The sequence below is a fragment of the Rhizobium sp. NLR16a genome (assembly GCF_017948245.1).
Classification (GTDB): domain Bacteria; phylum Pseudomonadota; class Alphaproteobacteria; order Rhizobiales; family Rhizobiaceae; genus Rhizobium.
The window spans coordinates 1,568,398-1,585,925 of the sequence record NZ_CP072865.1 but is presented as its reverse complement, the minus strand read 5'-3'; the positions used below and the strand labels follow the sequence as shown (position 1 = coordinate 1,585,925).

16 protein-coding genes are annotated in these 17,528 nt (G+C 61.9%); 11 read left to right on the top strand and 5 right to left on the bottom strand.

The window, feature by feature from the left end:
• The first annotated feature begins 7 nt into the window (after positions 1 to 7).
• Entirely contained in the window at positions 8 to 1,669 is a 1,662-nt protein-coding gene (locus tag J7U39_RS07545) for an alpha-amylase family protein (RefSeq protein WP_210631180.1), read from the top strand.
• 12 nt (positions 1,670 to 1,681) lie between these two features.
• Here the strand turns inward: J7U39_RS07545 and J7U39_RS07540 are convergent, their stop codons facing one another.
• Positions 1,682 to 5,080, bottom strand: a complete 3,399-nt coding sequence (locus J7U39_RS07540; RefSeq protein ID WP_210631179.1) for an AsmA-like C-terminal domain-containing protein — start codon at positions 5,078 to 5,080, stop codon at positions 1,682 to 1,684.
• A gap of 125 nt (positions 5,081 to 5,205) precedes the next feature.
• Here J7U39_RS07540 and J7U39_RS07535 point away from each other — a divergent pair, with 125 nt between their 5' ends.
• The 5 genes from J7U39_RS07535 to J7U39_RS07515 all read left to right on the top strand — a co-directional run bounded on the left by J7U39_RS07535 (position 5,206) and on the right by J7U39_RS07515 (position 10,049).
• The gene (locus tag J7U39_RS07535) at positions 5,206 to 5,679 is read left to right on the top strand and encodes a peroxiredoxin (protein WP_210631178.1); all 474 of its coding nucleotides are present in this window, start codon (positions 5,206 to 5,208) and stop codon (positions 5,677 to 5,679) included.
• Entirely contained in the window at positions 5,676 to 6,503 is an 828-nt protein-coding gene (locus J7U39_RS07530) for a ferritin-like domain-containing protein (protein ID WP_210631177.1), read from the top strand. The genes J7U39_RS07535 and J7U39_RS07530 overlap by 4 nt, the downstream gene beginning before the upstream one ends.
• Before the next feature lie 139 nt (positions 6,504 to 6,642).
• Positions 6,643 to 7,956 (top strand): M23 family metallopeptidase, encoded by a 1,314-nt coding sequence (locus tag J7U39_RS07525; protein ID WP_210631176.1) that lies wholly within the window; start codon positions 6,643 to 6,645, stop codon positions 7,954 to 7,956.
• 157 nt (positions 7,957 to 8,113) lie between these two features.
• Positions 8,114 to 9,613, top strand: coding sequence for a DEAD/DEAH box helicase (locus tag J7U39_RS07520; RefSeq protein WP_210631175.1), 1,500 nt, complete (start codon positions 8,114 to 8,116; stop codon positions 9,611 to 9,613).
• Between the two features lie 7 nt (positions 9,614 to 9,620).
• Positions 9,621 to 10,049, top strand: a complete 429-nt coding sequence (locus J7U39_RS07515) for an NUDIX domain-containing protein (protein ID WP_210631174.1) — start codon at positions 9,621 to 9,623, stop codon at positions 10,047 to 10,049.
• A 41-nt stretch (positions 10,050 to 10,090) separates the two neighbouring features.
• On the opposite strand, the gene J7U39_RS07510 is transcribed toward J7U39_RS07515, so the two are convergent.
• Both J7U39_RS07510 and J7U39_RS07505 read right to left on the bottom strand, forming a co-directional pair.
• A complete protein-coding gene (locus J7U39_RS07510; RefSeq protein ID WP_038689192.1) occupies positions 10,091 to 10,411 on the bottom strand; it encodes a TfoX/Sxy family protein in 321 nt (106 codons plus the stop codon).
• A 31-nt stretch (positions 10,412 to 10,442) separates the two neighbouring features.
• Positions 10,443 to 10,937, bottom strand: a complete 495-nt coding sequence (locus J7U39_RS07505) for a flavin reductase (protein ID WP_210631173.1) — start codon at positions 10,935 to 10,937, stop codon at positions 10,443 to 10,445.
• Between the two features lie 286 nt (positions 10,938 to 11,223).
• Between J7U39_RS07505 and J7U39_RS07500 the strand changes: the two genes are divergently transcribed.
• From J7U39_RS07500 to purB, 5 genes are all read left to right on the top strand, one after another.
• Positions 11,224 to 12,306 carry an ABC transporter substrate-binding protein gene (locus J7U39_RS07500; RefSeq protein ID WP_210631172.1) on the top strand — a complete coding sequence of 361 codons (1,083 nt, stop codon included), beginning with the start codon at positions 11,224 to 11,226 and terminating at the stop codon, positions 12,304 to 12,306.
• A gap of 63 nt (positions 12,307 to 12,369) precedes the next feature.
• A complete protein-coding gene (rpe, locus tag J7U39_RS07495; protein WP_210631171.1) occupies positions 12,370 to 13,047 on the top strand; it encodes a ribulose-phosphate 3-epimerase in 678 nt (225 codons plus the stop codon).
• Positions 13,044 to 13,766, top strand: a complete 723-nt coding sequence (locus tag J7U39_RS07490; RefSeq protein ID WP_210631170.1) for a DUF2259 domain-containing protein — start codon at positions 13,044 to 13,046, stop codon at positions 13,764 to 13,766. The genes rpe and J7U39_RS07490 overlap by 4 nt, the downstream gene beginning before the upstream one ends.
• A 17-nt stretch (positions 13,767 to 13,783) precedes the next feature.
• Positions 13,784 to 14,269 (top strand): hypothetical protein, encoded by a 486-nt coding sequence (locus tag J7U39_RS07485; RefSeq protein ID WP_210631169.1) that lies wholly within the window; start codon positions 13,784 to 13,786, stop codon positions 14,267 to 14,269.
• 150 nt (positions 14,270 to 14,419) lie between these two features.
• On the top strand, positions 14,420 to 15,727 hold the full coding sequence (purB, locus tag J7U39_RS07480) for an adenylosuccinate lyase (protein ID WP_210631168.1): 1,308 nt from the start codon (positions 14,420 to 14,422) through the stop codon (positions 15,725 to 15,727).
• 269 nt (positions 15,728 to 15,996) lie between these two features.
• Here the strand turns inward: purB and J7U39_RS07475 are convergent, their stop codons facing one another.
• Together J7U39_RS07475 and J7U39_RS07470 are read right to left on the bottom strand one after the other, a co-directional pair.
• A complete protein-coding gene (locus tag J7U39_RS07475) occupies positions 15,997 to 16,479 on the bottom strand; it encodes a low affinity iron permease family protein (protein ID WP_210631167.1) in 483 nt (160 codons plus the stop codon).
• Positions 16,480 to 16,579: 100 nt separating this feature from the next.
• Positions 16,580 to 17,383 (bottom strand): DUF2189 domain-containing protein, encoded by an 804-nt coding sequence (locus tag J7U39_RS07470; protein WP_210631166.1) that lies wholly within the window; start codon positions 17,381 to 17,383, stop codon positions 16,580 to 16,582.
• Positions 17,384 to 17,528 lie beyond the last annotated feature (145 nt).

Genomic DNA, 17,528 nt, shown 5'->3' with positions numbered 1-17,528 from the left:
CGCCGGCATGATCAACGACCTCTGGTATAAGAACGCCGTCATCTACTGCCTGTCCGTCGAGACCTTCATGGATGCGAACGGCGATGGCGTCGGTGATTTTCAGGGCCTGATGCGCCGTCTCGACTATCTCTCCGGCCTCGGCGTGACGGCAATCTGGCTCATGCCGTTCCAGACTTCGCCCGGTCGCGACGATGGCTACGACGTCTCGGATTACTATAATGTCGACCCGCGGTATGGCTCGCTCGGCGATTTCGTCGAATTCACCCATGGTGCCAAACAGCGGGGCATACGGGTGTTGATCGATCTGGTGATCAATCACACCTCCAAGGATCATCCCTGGTTCGAAGACGCCAGGAGCGATCCGCATTCACGCTATCGCGATTGGTACGTCTGGTCAGACAAAAAGCCTGCAAACTCAGATCAGGGCATGGTCTTCCCGGGCGTCCAGAAGACGACCTGGACCTATGACGAAAGAGCCAAGGCCTATTATTTCCACCGCTTTTACGATCATCAGCCCGATCTCAACACGTCCAATCCCGAAGTGCAGGCCGAGATACTCAAGATCATGGGCTTCTGGATCCAGCTCGGCGTCTCGGGCTTCCGGATGGACGCCGCCCCCTTCATCATCGCCACCAAGGGCGCCGAGGTCACCAAGCCGGTCGAGCAGTTCGAAATGCTGAGGAAATTTCGCGAATTCCTGCAATGGCGCATGGGAGATTCCATCGTGCTGGCGGAGGCCAATATCCTGCCGAAGGACAATTTCGAATATTTCGGCGACGATGGCGACCGCATGCAGATGATGTTCAATTTCCAAGTCAATCAGACGCTGTTTTATGCTCTCGCCACGGCCGACACGCGGCCTCTGAAGAAAGCGATGGAGGCCACGAAGCCGCGCCCGGCGACCGCGCAATGGGGGCTGTTCCTTCGCAACCACGATGAACTTGATCTCGGTCGCCTGACGGATAAGCAGCGCGACGCGGTATTCGCCGCGTTTGGACCCGAGAAGGGCATGCAGCTTTATGACAGGGGCATTCGCCGGCGCCTGGCACCCATGCTCGGCGGCGACCGTCGCAGGATCGAGTTGGCCTACAGCCTGCTGTTCTCGCTGCCCGGAACGCCGGTCATCCGCTACGGCGATGAAATCGGCATGGGCGATGATTTGTGCCTGCCGGAGCGCAATTGCGCGCGCACCCCGATGCAATGGTCGAGGGAACCGGAAGGCGGTTTCACCAAAAGCGCGAAGCCCGTTTCGCCCGTTATCAAAGACGGCCCCTACGGCTTCGAACATATCAACGTCGCCGTCCAGCGGCGCGACCCCAATTCGCTCTTGAACTGGACCGAGCGGATGATCCGGATGCGCAAGGAGGCTCCCGAGATCGGTTGGGGCGATTTCTCAGCGGTCGACACAGGTGACGACGGCGTCCTGGCGCTGCGTTATGACTGGCGCGGCAATTCGGTGCTGATCCTGCACAACCTGCATCCGCACCCGATGGAAGTGACCTTCGATCCTAATGTTGGTGAACTCGGGCGATCGCTGATCGATATTGCCGATGGGGCAAGTAGCGAAGCCGACGACAAGGGGCGCCATACGGTCATGCTCGATGCCTATGGCTACCGCTGGTATCGGGTCGGCGGCCTCGACTATCTCCTCAGGCGGAAGGATATTTAATCTTGCTTTCCCTCACTGGAATTCGAAAATCTGCCGGAAGACTCCCGGCGCAATGATCGACAGCGGATTGATCTGCAGGTTCGGCTGGTCGAACTTGCCGGTGAGCTTGAAGGTGATGCCGATCAGACCGCGGTCGCTGCCATTTCCGAGGATGACGCCGATCAGAGGCAGTTCGGCAAAGAGGCGATTGAGGCCGTAGGCCGGCATGAAGGTGCCGGTCATATCCATATTGCCTCGGCGGTCGCGGACCACGCCCTGGAAGGTCGCGCCGATCTGGTCGCCGCGCAGCACGCCGTTCTCGATACCGACCATGCCGTTGCGCGAGACGATGCGGGCAAAGCCGCGCTGGAAGCGTTGCGACGAGGTATCGATGTCGCGTTTGACCGCCTCATTGAGGCTGCGCTGCTCGTTGCCGACAGGTGTTGAGACGATGGAACGCAGGCGCTGTTCGTTGACGATCGAGAAGCGGCGCACATCGAGCGAGCCGTCCCATCCGCCCTGCGGCGAAAGCCGGATCGCCAGGTTGAGCAGGCCGCCCTGCATGTGCTGATAGAGATCGGCAAAACGTGACACCGCACCGGCATCGCCGCTGGTGATATTGATGACACCGCCGTCCTTCATCTGGCTGACAACGGCCTCGCCGCTGTCCGTGATGCCGGAAAAATTCAGCGTCTGCAGCTTGTCGCCGCGCAGCGACACCTGCGCCTGGAAATTGCCGACCTTCTCATCGTTGAAGCCGACGACATTTTTCAGTCTGGCGCGCACCGACACGCCGGTGTTGTCGTTGTCGCCGTCCTCGCCGCCCTCCGAGCCCGATTTCAATCGCGCGATGACCGGCCGCGCATCGGCGCTGTCGCCCGAAACGGAGACGTCGAAATTACCCTTGCTGCGCTTGACCGACAGAGCGAAATCGTCGAGCGAGGAGAGCCGAACGCTGTCGAAATCCGCGGAGAGAAGGCCGGCCTTACCGACAACAAGCGATCCGCTGGCACCGAAGCCGTCGCCCTTCAGCCGGAAATTCTTGATCTCAGTATTCTCGGGCGGGCCGGACATCTCGAATTCCGCGGAGGCGGCAATGCCGCTGCCTTTCGACCAGCCGATCCACGGCAGGTCGAGCATCGATTTGGTGAGGTCGAGCTGAACGTCTTGCCGGTCGTCGTCGATCCGCGTCATCACCATCTTCAGGTTGCCCCTGACGATATCGGAAAGCCCGGGCATCACCTTGCTGCGCTGCTCATCGGAGAGCGTGGCCGTGATCACGCGCTGCCGCTCAACGCCGGACGACGCCTCGACCGGCTCGGTCAGGTCGATGTCGGCGGGAATGCCGTCGATCTCACCCTTGGCGTCGAGCGTAATCTGCTTCGGATCGCCATTCAGCATGCCGCTGACATTGCTGATCGTGCGGCCGGAAAACGGCTTGGCAAGATCGACGTCAGCGAGCTTCATGGCGGCCTTCCACTCAGCCGGCGGCGGGTTTTGTGACGACAGCAGTCCGAAATGCGCCTTCACATTCGCGTCGATGTGCCCCTTGAAATCGTCGGGCGTAAAGCCGGCGCGCTGCAGCACCCGAATCGGCTTGTAGGTCAGGAGCTCGCCTATGGCGTCCGCCGCACCCGATACCGCCAGGTCGATATCGGCCATGAGCGGTTTGTCGTAGGCGGACGGTATGACGAACGTTCCCTGCCCGAGGTCGACGGACCGGCCGGAGGGGAAATAGGACACGCCGCTCTTGATCGAAATCGTTGCAACGGGACCGGTCAGGTCGAAATGCGCCGCCGTATCGCGGACCGGCGGAATGTCGCCGGCAACGTTCATCCGCGCACCGGCAATATCGAAGCCGATGCGGATCTGACTGGCATCGAGCTTCAATCCTTTGCCGCCGGCTGCCTCGTCGAGCCGACCGAAGGGGATGAAGACGGAGATGGCGGCGTCAGTGACGGTGCCGCCAAAGAGATTGCCGTGAACCCATGCGCGCACCTTGGGCGCCATCCAGAACGGCCACAGCTGCTTGATCGCCGTCGTCTGCAGCTCTCTGGATTGGCCGGCAAAGCTGATTTCCGGCGATTTGTCGCCGAGCCTGACGTGCAACGCCCCGTAAAGTGCGCCGAGCGGGCTGGAGACGGTCATGTTGGGAAACAGGAATTCCCGGCCGGCGACCAGATAGCGTCCGGTCGCCTGGATGTCGAAAGCAACAGGCTGTTCGCCGGAGCTGCTCGGGGCGGCGGTGCCGCCGCTGACGAGCAGATCGATACCGAAGCCCTTGCCGGCTTTGGGATTGAGTTTGTCGAGATCGATCAGCGCGCCGTTAAGGGGCAGTATGGTCGCGCCAAACCGGGCGTTCGACCGAGCGATCTCCAGCGTCTGCTTGGCGAAATCGTAGGTGAGGTTGATTTGCCCGCCCGACAGTTCCTGCGGATCGCCGTCCGCATAGATCAGACCGGGATCGACGTCGATCGTCGCCGCGAGCGCCGGCTCGACGCCATCGCGCGCCCTGGTCGCCGACACGGTCAGATCGGCAAAGGCACTGAGCCCCTGCCGTATCGCACCCTGATCGTTGCGTTTCAGCGCAAATGGCGTCAGGTCCGCATGCTCGAGCGTCGCCACCACCTTCGACACCTGGCCGTTTTCCTTCTCGGCCAGCACGTCGAGTTCCGCCACCTCGCCGTTGAGCGCAACTTCGCCTCTCAATTGCAGCGAGGATGGCCCGGCATGAGCGAACACCAGATTGTCGACGACGAGCGACAGCGGGCCATTCGCCGTATCGGCAAGCTTGATGTCAATGCCGGAGATGCGCACGGAATTCGTCGAGCCGCGCGTCACGATGCTGTCGAACATGTCGAGTTGCTCGAAGATCGTCTCCATCGCCGCCGGCATGGCGTCGATGCGCAGATCGTCAAGCTTGACCGGGTTGCCGGAGGGCAGAAGCGCGGTGTCGAGCGCGATATCCTCCGCTTCGATATCCGCGACGGCGATACGGCCGCGGAAAAGCTGCAGCGGATCGAGGCCCAGGCGCACCGAACCCGTCGTCGACAGGTGCTGGCCGCTTTTCTGGTCGATCATGTTGACGTTGCGCGCTTCCAGCGCCAGCCGGAAGTCGGAGGTGAAACGGATAACGGTGGAGCCGACTTCGGCGCGGTAACGCGGTCCCGCCACGCCATCAAGCGCCGCCTGCGCCTGCTGAGACAGCGGCTTGTCGAACATGCCGCTTTCGATGGTGAACACGATGGCAGCAATGATGAGGAGAATCAGTGCGAGAAAAACTGACGTCAGCTTCGCCGTCCGGCGCATCGGCGAACGCGGCGGCGGGCAATGAACGATGATCGGATCCTCGGCCTGAGCGGACGGCAAGCGGTCCAGCGCAACGATATCCTTCTTGCGAAACGTGACCTTTTCGCCGCGGATGGCTGACATGCGCCTTCGGGCTCTCCCATAAATCGAAGAATTGAACCCGGCCATGCTGGACGGGTTTCCGTCCACTATATAATTCGGGGACGGAGAGTGTCATCCATAAACCCGGCAAAAGAAAGGTTTTCCCAATGGCGGTTCCCGGCATCGGTGCCCTGGCCCCCGACTTCAATCTCCCCCGCGATGGCGGCGGCCGTGTGTCGCTTTCGGATTTTCACGGCAGGCCGCTCGTTATCTTCTTCTACCCCAAGGACGACACGACGGGCTGCACGGCCGAATCGCTGGCTTTCACAGCGCTGGCGCCGGAGTTTGAAGCAGCAGGTGCTGCCGTTGTCGGCATGTCGCCCGATTCGGCAGCCTGCCATGACAAGTTCATCAAAAAGCATCGTCTTTCGGTCGCGCTCGCCTCGGATGAGGACAAGACGACGCTGCAGGCCTATGGCGTCTGGAAGGAAAAGAGCATGTACGGCCGCAACTTCATGGGCGTCGAACGCACGACTTTCCTTATCCGCCAGGATGGCACGATCGCGACAATCTGGCAGAAGGTGAAAGTACAGGGCCATGCCGAGACCGTCCTCGAGGCCGTCAGGAATCTGGCCGCGTGACCGGTGATCTCGCGATAAGCTCGCTGCGCGGCGGCGCTATCGACGCCATCCGCTCGGCCGACCTCGACCGCAAGACCGCCCTTGCGCAGGAAAGCGCCACCCGCTGGTTCGCCCGCCGGGTGTCGCTGCGATCACCGCTCGACGGAGCCCTGCCGGAGAGGCCTGGCCGGCCCGAGAGACCGGTGCTGACACCGCCGACCCACGTGGAGAAACGCTCGCTGCACACGCTGAAAGGCCGCATTGCCCTCCTCCATGCCATCGCCCATATCGAGCTCAACGCCGTCGATCTCGCGCTCGATATCGTCGCGCGATTCGCGACTGAGCCGGTGCCGAATTCCTTCTTCGACGGCTGGATGCAGGTCGCCTTCGAGGAGGCGAAGCATTTCCGCATGGTGCGCGCCCGCCTCAACGATCTCGGCGCCGATTACGGCGATCTTCCCGCCCATGACGGGCTGTGGCAGGCGGCCCATTCGACACGCAACGACCTGACGGCAAGGCTCGCCGTCGTGCCACTGATTCTCGAAGCCCGCGGTCTCGACGTCACGCCATCGCTGCAGGCGAAGATGCGTGAGACCGGCGATCTCGAAAGCGCTGCGGTGCTTGATGTCATCTACAACGACGAGAAAGGTCACGTCGCCGTCGGCGCCAAATGGTTTCGCTTCCTCTGTGCGCGGGAGAAGCGCGATCCGGCGAAGGCCTTTCAGGAACTGGTGCGCGCCAATTTCCGCGGGCCGCTGAAGCCGCCTTTCAACGATCTCGCCCGCGCCGAGGCCGGGCTGACGCCATCCTTCTACCGCTCCCTGGCATCGATCAGCCATGCGTGAGAACATTCCGGTGAGGACGCTGTAGCACCTGGAATTGATGCACCATTTCGACCCGCATAACGGCAGAGTAAGCGTTCATTAACCATAAACGTGTCTAATTTTCCGAAAGAGGCGTGGAGCATCAATCGGGAGAGCCTGCGTGAACGGCGGACATCAGCACCGGGTATTCGGCAGGCGGGCGCAGGAGCATATTCTCATCCTGGCAAGCGGTGACAAGGTCCGCCACATGACGGTCCGGCCGTGGATGGCCGCCCTCGCATTCTGCTTCGTCGGCGTCTTTTCCATCGGCTATCTCCTGGCGACCTCCTATCTCGTGCTGCGCGACGACCTGATCGGCGCCACCATGGCGCGCCAGGCCCGCATGCAGCACGACTATGAGGACCGCATCGCCGCCCTTCGCGCCCAGGTCGATCGCATCACCTCCCGCCAGCTTCTCGATCAGCAGGTGGTGGAAGACAAGGTCGACAAGCTGATGGAGCAGCAGATGGCGCTCACCTCTCGCCACGGCAAGCTCGACAACCTGCTCGACCGTGCCGAAAGCTCCGGGCTCACGGACAAGGACAGCGCGCCGTCTTCGCCTGCGCAATCCTATGCCCCCGCCATCAAGGACAAGCGCGCTTCGCTCGGCGAAAGCGGCATCGAGGCGATCGAGAAACAGCTGGCAGGCGGCGCACCAGCCGACGCCACTCCCGACAATACGACCCTCGCCTACGTCCCGGCCACCGAGACGGTCGGCGACCGCGCCGACCGCATCTTCTCCAAGGTGACGCTGTCGCTGAAGGATGTCGAACAGGACCAGCGCAACCGCGTCGAGCAGCTGACGAGCGACGCCGGCAACGCTGCCAACGCCATCGAGAGCGTGCTGACCCGGTTCAAGATCGCCATGCCCGAGACCGCAGCCAAGCAGGACTTGGATGACAGCGCCGTCGGCGGCCCCTATGTCGAGCCGGAGAGCAATGACGATTTCAACAATTCGCTGATCGCTCTCGACGGCGCACTGACACGGCTCGAAGCTGTACGCAGCACCGCCGAATCCCTGCCCTTCCGCAACCCCGCCGTCGGCAAGGAAATGACCAGCCCCTTCGGCAACCGCCGGGACCCTTTCCTCGGCCGCCTGGCGCTGCATTCCGGCATAGACTTCCGCTTTTCGCCGGGCGAAAAGATCCGCCCGACGGCGCCGGGCAAGGTGATATCAGCCGGCTGGACAGGCGGTTACGGAAATATGGTCGAGATCGATCACGGCAACGGCATCTCGACGCGTTACGGCCACATGTCCCAGGTCCTGGTCACGGCCGGCGATACTGTCGACCGCAACGACGTCATCGGCCTTGCCGGCAGCACCGGCCGCTCGACTGGCACGCATCTGCATTATGAAGTGCGCCAGAACGGCCATGCGGTCGATCCAGTATATTTCATGAATGCAGGCCTTAAACTCGCCACCTATATCAAGTAATACCCGCCTGGTAACCAAAGCTTCACTCTGCACGGGGTGCGGCCTTTGTATTTCTTGACTTGCCGGCCATTCGGGGCTATGTCGCGCTGCATTGCGGCATGCAATCCCGCCGACTCGTTCAGAGCTCGGCCGAACCGGAACGGAAACTGTTTTCCCTTTGACGACATTCGCTGACCTTGGCTTGAGCCAAAAAGTGCTATCCGCTGTCACAGACGCGGGCTATACGATCCCCACACCTATCCAGGCGGGGGCTATTCCCTTTGCGCTCGAGCGTCGCGACATTTGCGGCATCGCGCAGACGGGCACCGGCAAAACGGCATCTTTTGTCCTGCCGATGCTGTCGCTTCTTGAAAAGGGCCGCGCCCGCGCCCGCATGCCCCGCACGCTGATCCTCGAGCCGACGCGCGAACTCGCCGCCCAGGTTGCCGAGAATTTCGAGAAATACGGCAAGAACCACCGCCTCAACGTCGCCCTCCTGATCGGCGGCGTTTCCTTCGAGGACCAGGATCGCAAGCTCGAGCGCGGCGCCGACGTTCTGATCTGCACGCCCGGCCGCCTGCTCGACCATTTCGAGCGCGGCAAGCTCTTGATGAGCGGCGTCGAAATCCTCGTCATCGACGAAGCCGACCGCATGCTCGACATGGGCTTCATTCCCGATATCGAGCGCATCGCCAAGCTCATCCCCTTCACCCGCCAGACGCTGTTCTTCTCGGCGACCATGCCGCCGGAGATCCAGAAGCTGGCCGACCGGTTCCTGCAGAACCCGGAGCGCATCGAAGTGGCAAAGCCCGCTTCGGCCGCAAAGACCGTGACGCAGCGCTTCGTCGCCTCGCACAGCAAGGATTACGAGAAACGCGCGGTTCTGCGTGAACTCGTCCGTGCACAGACTGAGCTCAAGAACGCCATCATCTTCTGCAACCGCAAGAAGGATGTCGCCGATCTCTTCCGTTCGCTCGAACGCCACGGCTTCAACGTCGGGGCGTTGCATGGCGACATGGACCAGCGTTCCCGCACGACGATGCTGCAGAATTTCCGTGACGGCAACCTCCAGCTGTTGGTGGCCTCCGACGTTGCCGCCCGCGGTCTCGACATTCCCGATGTCAGCCATGTCTTCAATTTCGACGTGCCGATCCACTCCGAGGACTATGTCCACCGGATCGGCCGCACCGGCCGCGCCGGCCGCTCCGGTGCCGCCTTCACTCTCGTCACCAAGCGCGACACGAAATTCGTCGACGCGATCGAGAAGCTGATCGGCGAAAATGTCGAATGGTTGAATGGCGACCTGAACTCGCTGCCACCGGCGGAAGAAGGCAAGGACAGCGACCGTCCGCGCCGCAACGGACGCGAACGTGGCGACAAGGATCGCGGGCGCGGACGCGGCAGGCACAGTGCTGCGAGTCATAAATCTGATAACGACATACAGGATAGTGACGTCCAAGTGATCGCAGCAGCACCAGCAAAGGCCGAAGTCGTGAAGAACGAGCGCAAAGCAGAGCAGAAGCCGCAAAACAATGCGCGCAACAATCGGCCCTATCCGGCAAATGACGACAGCCGCGATCGCCGCCGTCATCGCGATCACGACGACGGGCCGACCCCGGTCGGTTTCGGCGACGATATCCCCGCCTTCATGCTGATCGCCGGCAGCGCCAAGGTCTGAGCATCCCATGGGTAGGCCTGGCGTCGACTTCCCGGGCCTTGGGGTAGGTTTGGTGATTCTGCGCCAGGGCAGGATCCTTCTCTATAGGCGCATACGCCCGCCTGAAGCCGGCTACTGGAACATCGTCGGCGGCAAGGTCGATCACATGGAGCCGGCTGAAGAAGCTGCGCGCCGCGAGGCCGAAGAAGAAACCGGCCTCACGATCGGCGGGATTGAGCGCATCGGCATGACCGAACAAATCATCGATGCCGACCGCCAGCACTGGATCTCCATCCTGTATCTCGCGCGCGACGTCGATGGCGAGCCGCAATTGACCGAGCCGGACAAGCTTTCGGATTTCGGCTGGTTTCCCTTGACTGATTTGCCCGAGCCGCTGTCAGCCTTCACCAAGGCGGCGATCGCTGCCTTGCCGCCAGGCTTGAGCTTTCCGGGTTAGATTGAAGCATTCTGCCGGAGCACGGAAAAGCTCTAGCCCGCTCAACCTTCGGCGCGAAGCGCCGCCTCATAGGCAAGCCGCACCCACTTCGCCATCAGATCGGGATCGTCGTAGGCTTCTTCGGGGATTGACCAGTAGGGCATTTTCACCGGCTTGCCCTTCTTGCCTTCATAGGCCCATTGCGTGGCGCCGGCGGCAGCAAATTCCGGAGCGCTCGTCTCATCGGCTTTCAGCAGCATCTCGTCGCGCACTTCGACGGCAACGATGCGCCCGAGATGATAAATGCCCTTGCCGCCAAACATGCGCTTGATCGTGACGGGGCCGAGCCCCTGAAACATTTCCTCGATCCCGGCATTATCCATTCTCTGTTTCCTCGCATACCTGCCAGCCGGATTACAGCGTGTGATAATCCCGGTTCATATAGATGAGCGCCGGGTGCTTCTCGCTGAAGCGGACGGCGGCAACCTCACCAAAGATGACATTGTGCGTCGGCATTTCCTTGATGTCGGTCACCCGGCAATCGAAGGCGGCAAGCGCATCGGCAAGAACGGGCGCGCCGGTGACGAGCGTGTCGAAACGGGCGCTGGCGAAGCGCTCGTCATTGGCAATCGCGGTGCGCCCGGAGAAAGCGTCGGCGACGGCCTGATGGTGGGCGCCGAGCGTGTTGAGCACGAAGATGCCGCTGCGGAAAAAGATCTCGTTTTTCGGATTGGTGTTGTTGAGGCAGATCAGCACCGAAGCCGGATTGTCCGAGACCGAGCAGGCGGCAGTGATGGTGACGCCGCGGCGCAGACCTTCCATCGCCGTCGTCACGAGCTGCACATGACCGGCATAACGGCTCATGGCATCGCGATAAAGGCCGGGATCGATATGCTGTCTGTTCAACACCTGCTTCTCCCATGCACGTTCATCTGCCTGGATCATCTTGCTAGAGCATATCGCCGAAAAGCGTGCGGCGGTTTTGCGACAACGACATGCGTAAAAACAAAGACGTAAAGCTCGAGGAGCGAATCTGAAAGATCGCCATGCGCTTTATCGCGCCAATATGGCGAGCATCGGTTACCTTTTCTACAATAGGACCGGTGAAAAGCGCTGGGTTCCGCTTGTTTTTCTTTGACGATTGCGGCCTTGCGGATAAAAGGGCATGGACGATGGCTAGGGATCTTCGCCTTTCATGATCAACCTGCGTGGCATAGCAGCCTTTCTGACGCTGCTCGGAACGGCGGCGCAAGGCCATGCGGCCGGCGTGACGATCGGCGTCGTCGCCCCGCAGGGCGGGCCGCTCGGCCTGCTAGGCGCGCAGATCGCCGCCGGCGCCGGTTTCGAGATCCAGCAATCCGGCAATACGCTCGTCGCCGTCAACGAGACCTGCGAGGACAATAGCGGCGCGGCGGTTGCCGATGCGCTCGTCAGTGCCAGGGTGCAGATTGCCGTCGGTTTTCTCTGCAGTGAGACGCTGGAGGGCGCACTGCCGAAGCTGAAGGACGCCAATATTCCGGCGATCACCGTTTCGGCGCGTTCGCGCATCCTGATGGAGGATGCGCTGAAAAACGGCTGGCCGCTCTTCCGCTTGGCACCTGCCGATGGCACTGAGGCGGCAAAGATCATCGAGGTGATCCTCAAGGACTGGGCCGCCGACCCGATCGCGCTGATCGAGGACGGCACCATTCATGGCCGCGAACTGACGGAAGCCGTGCGCAATGCGCTCGAGCAGAACGGCCTGAAGCCGGTTTTCACCGATACCTACCGGCCGGGACAGGAGCAGCAGATCGCCCTCGTGCGCCGACTGAAACGGGCCGGCGCCACCAGGGTCTTCGTCGGCGGCGATCGCAACGATGTCGCCGTCATCGCCCGCGACGCCAAGGCGGAAAACATTCCGCTGTCGATCCTCGGCGGCGATGCCATGCGCGCCGCCGATCAGCCGCTGCCTCTCACTCCCGGCGTGCGTGCGGTCGCCCTACCCGAATATGCGCTTTCGCCCGAAGGCGCGCCGGCGGCCGACGCGCTGCGCGCCAAGGGCACCGAGCCGGAAGGTTATGTCCTGCCATCCCTGGCGGCCGCGCTGATTGCCGGTCGGGCGGCCGAAGCCGCCGCTGCCGCCGGCAAGCCGCCGCGGGAAACCCTTGTCGGCGCTACTTTCCAGACACCGATCGGCGCCGTCGCCTTCACCGGCGCGCATGAACTTTCGCAAAACCCCTACCGCCTGCTTGAATGGCGGGGCAATGGCTTTTTTCCACCTGCTGCGCCGACGCAATGAGCGGCCGCCAGCACTGAATTCCGGCGCCGTGCGCAGATGGCGCCCCTACGGGAGTAAGACTTGATGAAGCTGCCCATTCGCATTGCCCCTTCGATCCTCGCGGCGGATTTCGCCAGGCTCGGCGAGGAGGTGCGCGACGTCACGGCCGCCGGCGCCGACTGGATCCACCTCGACGTGATGGATGGACATTTCGTGCCGAACATCTCCTTCGGTCCCGATGTCATCAAGTCGCTGCGTTCCTACACACCAGCCACTTTCGACTGCCATCTGATGATCTCTCCGGTCGATGACTATCTCGAAGCCTTCGCCAAGGCCGGCTGCGACCGCATCACCGTCCATGCCGAATCCGGGCCACATCTGCACCGCTCGCTGCAGACGATCCGCAATCTCGGTAAGAAGGTCGGCGTGACGATCAATCCGGCGACGCCGCTGAGCGCCATCGAGAACGTGCTCGACGACGTCGACCTCATCCTCATCATGTCGGTCAATCCCGGTTTCGGCGGACAGAAATTCATTCCCGCGATGACGGCCAAGATCGCCGCGGCAAGGTCTCTGATCGGTGACCGGCCGATCGAACTCGAGGTTGACGGCGGCGTCACCGTGGAAACGGCGCCTGATATCGCGCGCGCCGGCGGCAACGTCCTCGTCGCCGGCTCGGCAATTTTCAAGGGTGGTACGGTCGACAACTATCGCAAGACCGTCGCCGAATTGCGTCAGGCAGCCGAAGGGGCACGTACATGACGAAGCGTCTGATCTTTGGCGGCATGCTAGCAGCAGTCGCCGGCCTGCCTGGCTTGTCACTGGCCGGAGACATTGCCAGCATCCAGCCGATCGGTTTTTCCGCCGACGGCAAGGTTTTCGCATTTCAGGAATTCGGCATCAAGGAGAACAGCAAGACTCCCTATTCGGAAACCTATTTCATCGATACCGACAGCGGCCAATATCTCGAAGGCACCCCCTTTCGTACCGAACTGACGGATAAGAACGCCAATCTTTCCAAGGCCCGCCGCCAGAACCTGACGGCGGCGCGCAGCCAGATGGATAAGTACGACCTTCTGACAAATCCGGGTCTGATTGCCGCCTTCAACCCGCCAACCGAGCTCGGCTCGCCCTCGAAGACGCTTCGCTACACCACACTCGCAATCGATGGGCCGCCGAAAACGCCCTATACGCTCTCACTCGGCGAGATGCCGGTGCCGACGCCGAAGGAATGCGCGACAGTCGACAAGCGGGTCCTTGGTTTCAGCCTGCAGATGATCGAGAAGGAAGGTGTCCCGAACCGTCAGGCAGCGCGGCAGGCAACGATTGTTCCAGCCGAGCGGACATGCTCGGTCGAATTCAGGATCGGCGGCGCGGTGGTCTACCAGCCGGAAGGCGGAAATCAAATTCACATTGCGCTGGTCCTCGCCTTCGATGCTGAAAGGAACGGACGCTGGATCGCCGTTCCGGTCCATCCCTGAGTATGGATCGCCCCAGGATGGATCGTCTAAGGGCGGCAAAGCCGCCCTCCTCCGATCTCTTTGCCGGCGCATTGCTCTGGGGCGTGCAGATGCTGGCCGCCGCCATGCTCGGCCTTTACCTCCGCAACGGCCTCGAGACGAGCCGGCTCGCCGAGGTGGCGGCACTCTATTTTCTCGGCGGCCTGCTCTCCTGGCCCTTCGCCCTGCCGGTCGCTCGCTTTTGTGCCTTTAACAGGCCACCGGAAGCGCGCTTCGCCGCCTTTTTCGTGACGCTGACGGCAGCCACGATCCTGATGACCGCCTTCCTGTTCGCCATGGAATACCGGATCTTCTATTCGCGCTGGCACGCGCCCTTCGGCAGCATCGCCTGGGCCTTCCAGTTCGTCTTCACCGGCATCAGTGCCGTCTACCAGTTCCTGGTGATCGGCCTTCGCCTTTTCCTGCCGCTCGGCCTCGCCTGCCTTGTCGTCAGCAGCTATCATCTCGCCAAACGCATGCGTTGAGATTACCGCCCGTCTTTGCTAAAGGGGCGCTAGCTCGATGCAGCAATTTCAGCAAAAGTGCCCAGCGGTTTTGCCAGGCAAAGCGCGAAGCGGTTTTGCCGGGAATTGCGTCTTAGACGTTCAAACCTCTCGAAGTGAAGGCAGCCGCCCATGATCCCGCGTTACTCCCGGCCCGAAATGGTCGCCATCTGGTCTCCCGAAACCAAGTTCCGCATCTGGTTCGAGATCGAGGCGCATGCCTGCGACGCGCTAGCCGAACTCGGCGTCATCCCGAAATCGGCGGCAAGGACCATCTGGGAAAAAGGCGGCGCGGCCACCTTCGACGTCGCCCGCATCGACGAGATCGAGGCCGTCACCAAGCATGACGTCATCGCCTTCCTCACCCACCTCGCCGAGATCGTCGGCCCGGATGCGCGCTTCGTCCACCAGGGCATGACCTCGTCCGACGTGCTCGACACCTGCTTCAACGTCCAGCTGGTGCGTGCCACCGACATCCTTATCTCCGATCTCGACCGGCTGCTCGCAGCGCTGAAAACCCGGGCCTTCGAACACAAGGACACGGTCACTATCGGCCGCTCGCACGGCATCCATGCCGAGCCGACCACCTTCGGCGTCAAGCTAGCGCTTGCCTATGCCGAATTCGAGCGCTGCCGCCAGCGCCTCGTCGCCGCCCGCGAGGAAGTCGCGACCTGCGCCATCTCGGGCGCCGTCGGCACCTTCGCCAACATCGATCCGCGCGTCGAGGAACATGTCGCCGAAGCGCTCGGCCTGAAGGCCGAGCCGGTGTCGACCCAGGTCATCCCGCGCGACCGCCACGCCATGTATTTCGCCACCCTCGGCGTCGTCGCCTCCTCGATCGAGCGTCTGGCGACCGAGATCCGCCACCTGCAGCGCACCGAGGTGCTGGAGGCCGAGGAATACTTCTCGCCCGGCCAGAAGGGCTCCTCGGCGATGCCGCACAAGCGTAACCCGGTGCTAACCGAAAACCTCACCGGCCTCGCCCGCATGGTCCGGTCCTACGCCGTGCCGGCCATGGAAAACGTCGCCCTCTGGCACGAGCGCGATATCTCCCATTCCTCGGTCGAACGCATGATCGGTCCCGACGCGACGGTCACCCTCGACTTCGCCCTCTCCCGCCTCGCCGGCGTCGTCGAAAAGCTGCTGGTCTACCCGGAGAACATGGAGAAGAACCTCAACAAGTTCCGCGGCCTCGTCCACTCCCAGCGTGTTCTCCTTGCACTGACCCAGGCCGGTGTTTCCCGCGAGGATGCTTACCGCCTCGTCCAGCGCAACGCCATGAAGGTCTGGGAACAGGGCAAGGATTTCCTGGAAGAGCTGCTGGCTGATGCCGAGGTCAGGGCTGCGTTGTCCGAAGAGGATATTCGGGAGAAGTTCGACCTTGGGTATCACACCAAGCATGTCGATACGATCTTCCGCCGCGTCTTCGGCAACGCTTGAGTGGGCTGCAACGATATGACGGCGTCTTTCAGGCGTCGTCAGGCTGTTGACAAACCACTGCGAGACTCGCGACGTCATCCTCGGCCTTGTGCCGAGGAACTGCGCTGACCCAATAAGTGGCTGAAATTCCCGTTAGGAAATTGCAGAGGTAAGATGCTCGGCGCAAGGCCGAGCATGACTGAGGAGATTTTTCCAACAAACTGACGGTCCTTCAGGGCGTCGTTTTCAATTGTGCCTTGTTATTTTTGTGATTGCAGAATGGATGATGGTCAGCTTTTCTCAAGTGGCCGTTGTTTCTGCTTCAATGCTTTGGCATTGGCAGAGCGTTTGCGCGCCTGCGCTTTTTTCGGCGGCGGCATCGCTTGCGCGATCTCGGTCGTTTGGCAGGCCTCCGTCTGCCCCCGTCCCTTGGCCGCCTTGGCGACCAGTTCGTCCAGATGTTTCAGCTCTTCCTCGTCGAGATTTTCGATGCCGATGAAGCGGTTCTCCGCATGGCTTGTCAGAATGATTTCGTTGAGCTTGGCCTGGATCGCCCGGGTGTCGCGCGTCTGGGCGTTCTGCAGCACGAAGACCATCAGGAAGGTGATGATCGTCGTGCCCGTGTTGATGATGAGCTGCCAGGTTTCCGAATAGTTGAAGAAGGGGCCGAGCACGGCCCAGATGATGACGACGCTCAGGGCCAGGATGAAGATGACGGGCTTACCCGCCCATTCCGATATCTTGGTTGCGAAGCGGGCGAACAGATGCTTCATCGTCACCTCTGAAATCGAAGTCCATGCTAAAAACGCAGTGGCAGGTTCGTATGTTCCCCCGGGACCCCGGTCTGGGCTGAGGTCCCGGGAGAAGCCGTGATCATACGGCTTCGCGAGCGACCAGCTTGCGGTAGAGATGCCAGGTCGCATGGCCGAGGATCGGGATGACGAGCGCGAGCCCGGCAAAGACCGGGATCGTGCCGATGACGAGAAGTGCGGCGACGATCAGGCCCCAGAGCAGTACCGGCACCGGATTGGCGATCGTCGCGCGGATCGAGGTCACGACGGCGGCAACCGCTCCGACGTCACGATCGAGCAGAAGCGGAAAGGTGATGACCGATATGGCCAGCACAACAAGCGCGAAGACAAAACCGATGAGATTGCCCCAGATGATCAGTTGCAGGCCCTCGGCCGTGCCGAAGACCTGGCGGCTGAAATCCGCCATGGTGCGCGGAAACACGTCGCCAAGAAGATTGGTGTACAGCGTCTGCGCCGTCACAAGCCACACGACGAACAGGCCAAAGAGCATCAGCCCGACCGCGATGATCGACGGCAGCGCCGGCGAACGGCGCACCTCGAGCGCATGCGTCCATGAGGTGTCGAGGCCTTCCTCCCGGCGGCGGCTGATCTCATATAGGCCGATCGCCGCGATCGGACCGATCAGCACGAAGCCGGACATCAGCGGAAAGACCATCGGCAGAAGGTTGGCGCCGGAGGTCCACAGCGTCAGGAAGATGCCGGCGATCGGATACATCAGGCACAGGAACACGTAGTGCGAAGGCTTTTCACTGAAATCGTCGAGCCCGCGCTTCAGCGCATCGAAAACATCGGCGATGCCGATGCGGTTGACCACGGGCCAAACAAAATTTTCGCTGGCACCCGTCATGACATGAAATGCCGCCATGGCTTTCTCCTCCTCAGCCGAGACTTGGTCGGCCGCGGACATGCATCGGCGGATAAGCCGATACGAAATCCGCAACCGGCACTGGAGCAACATAACAAACTTCAGCGCCCGTGTCGCTCCCTTGCCGCCCCCTCTTGACATCTTG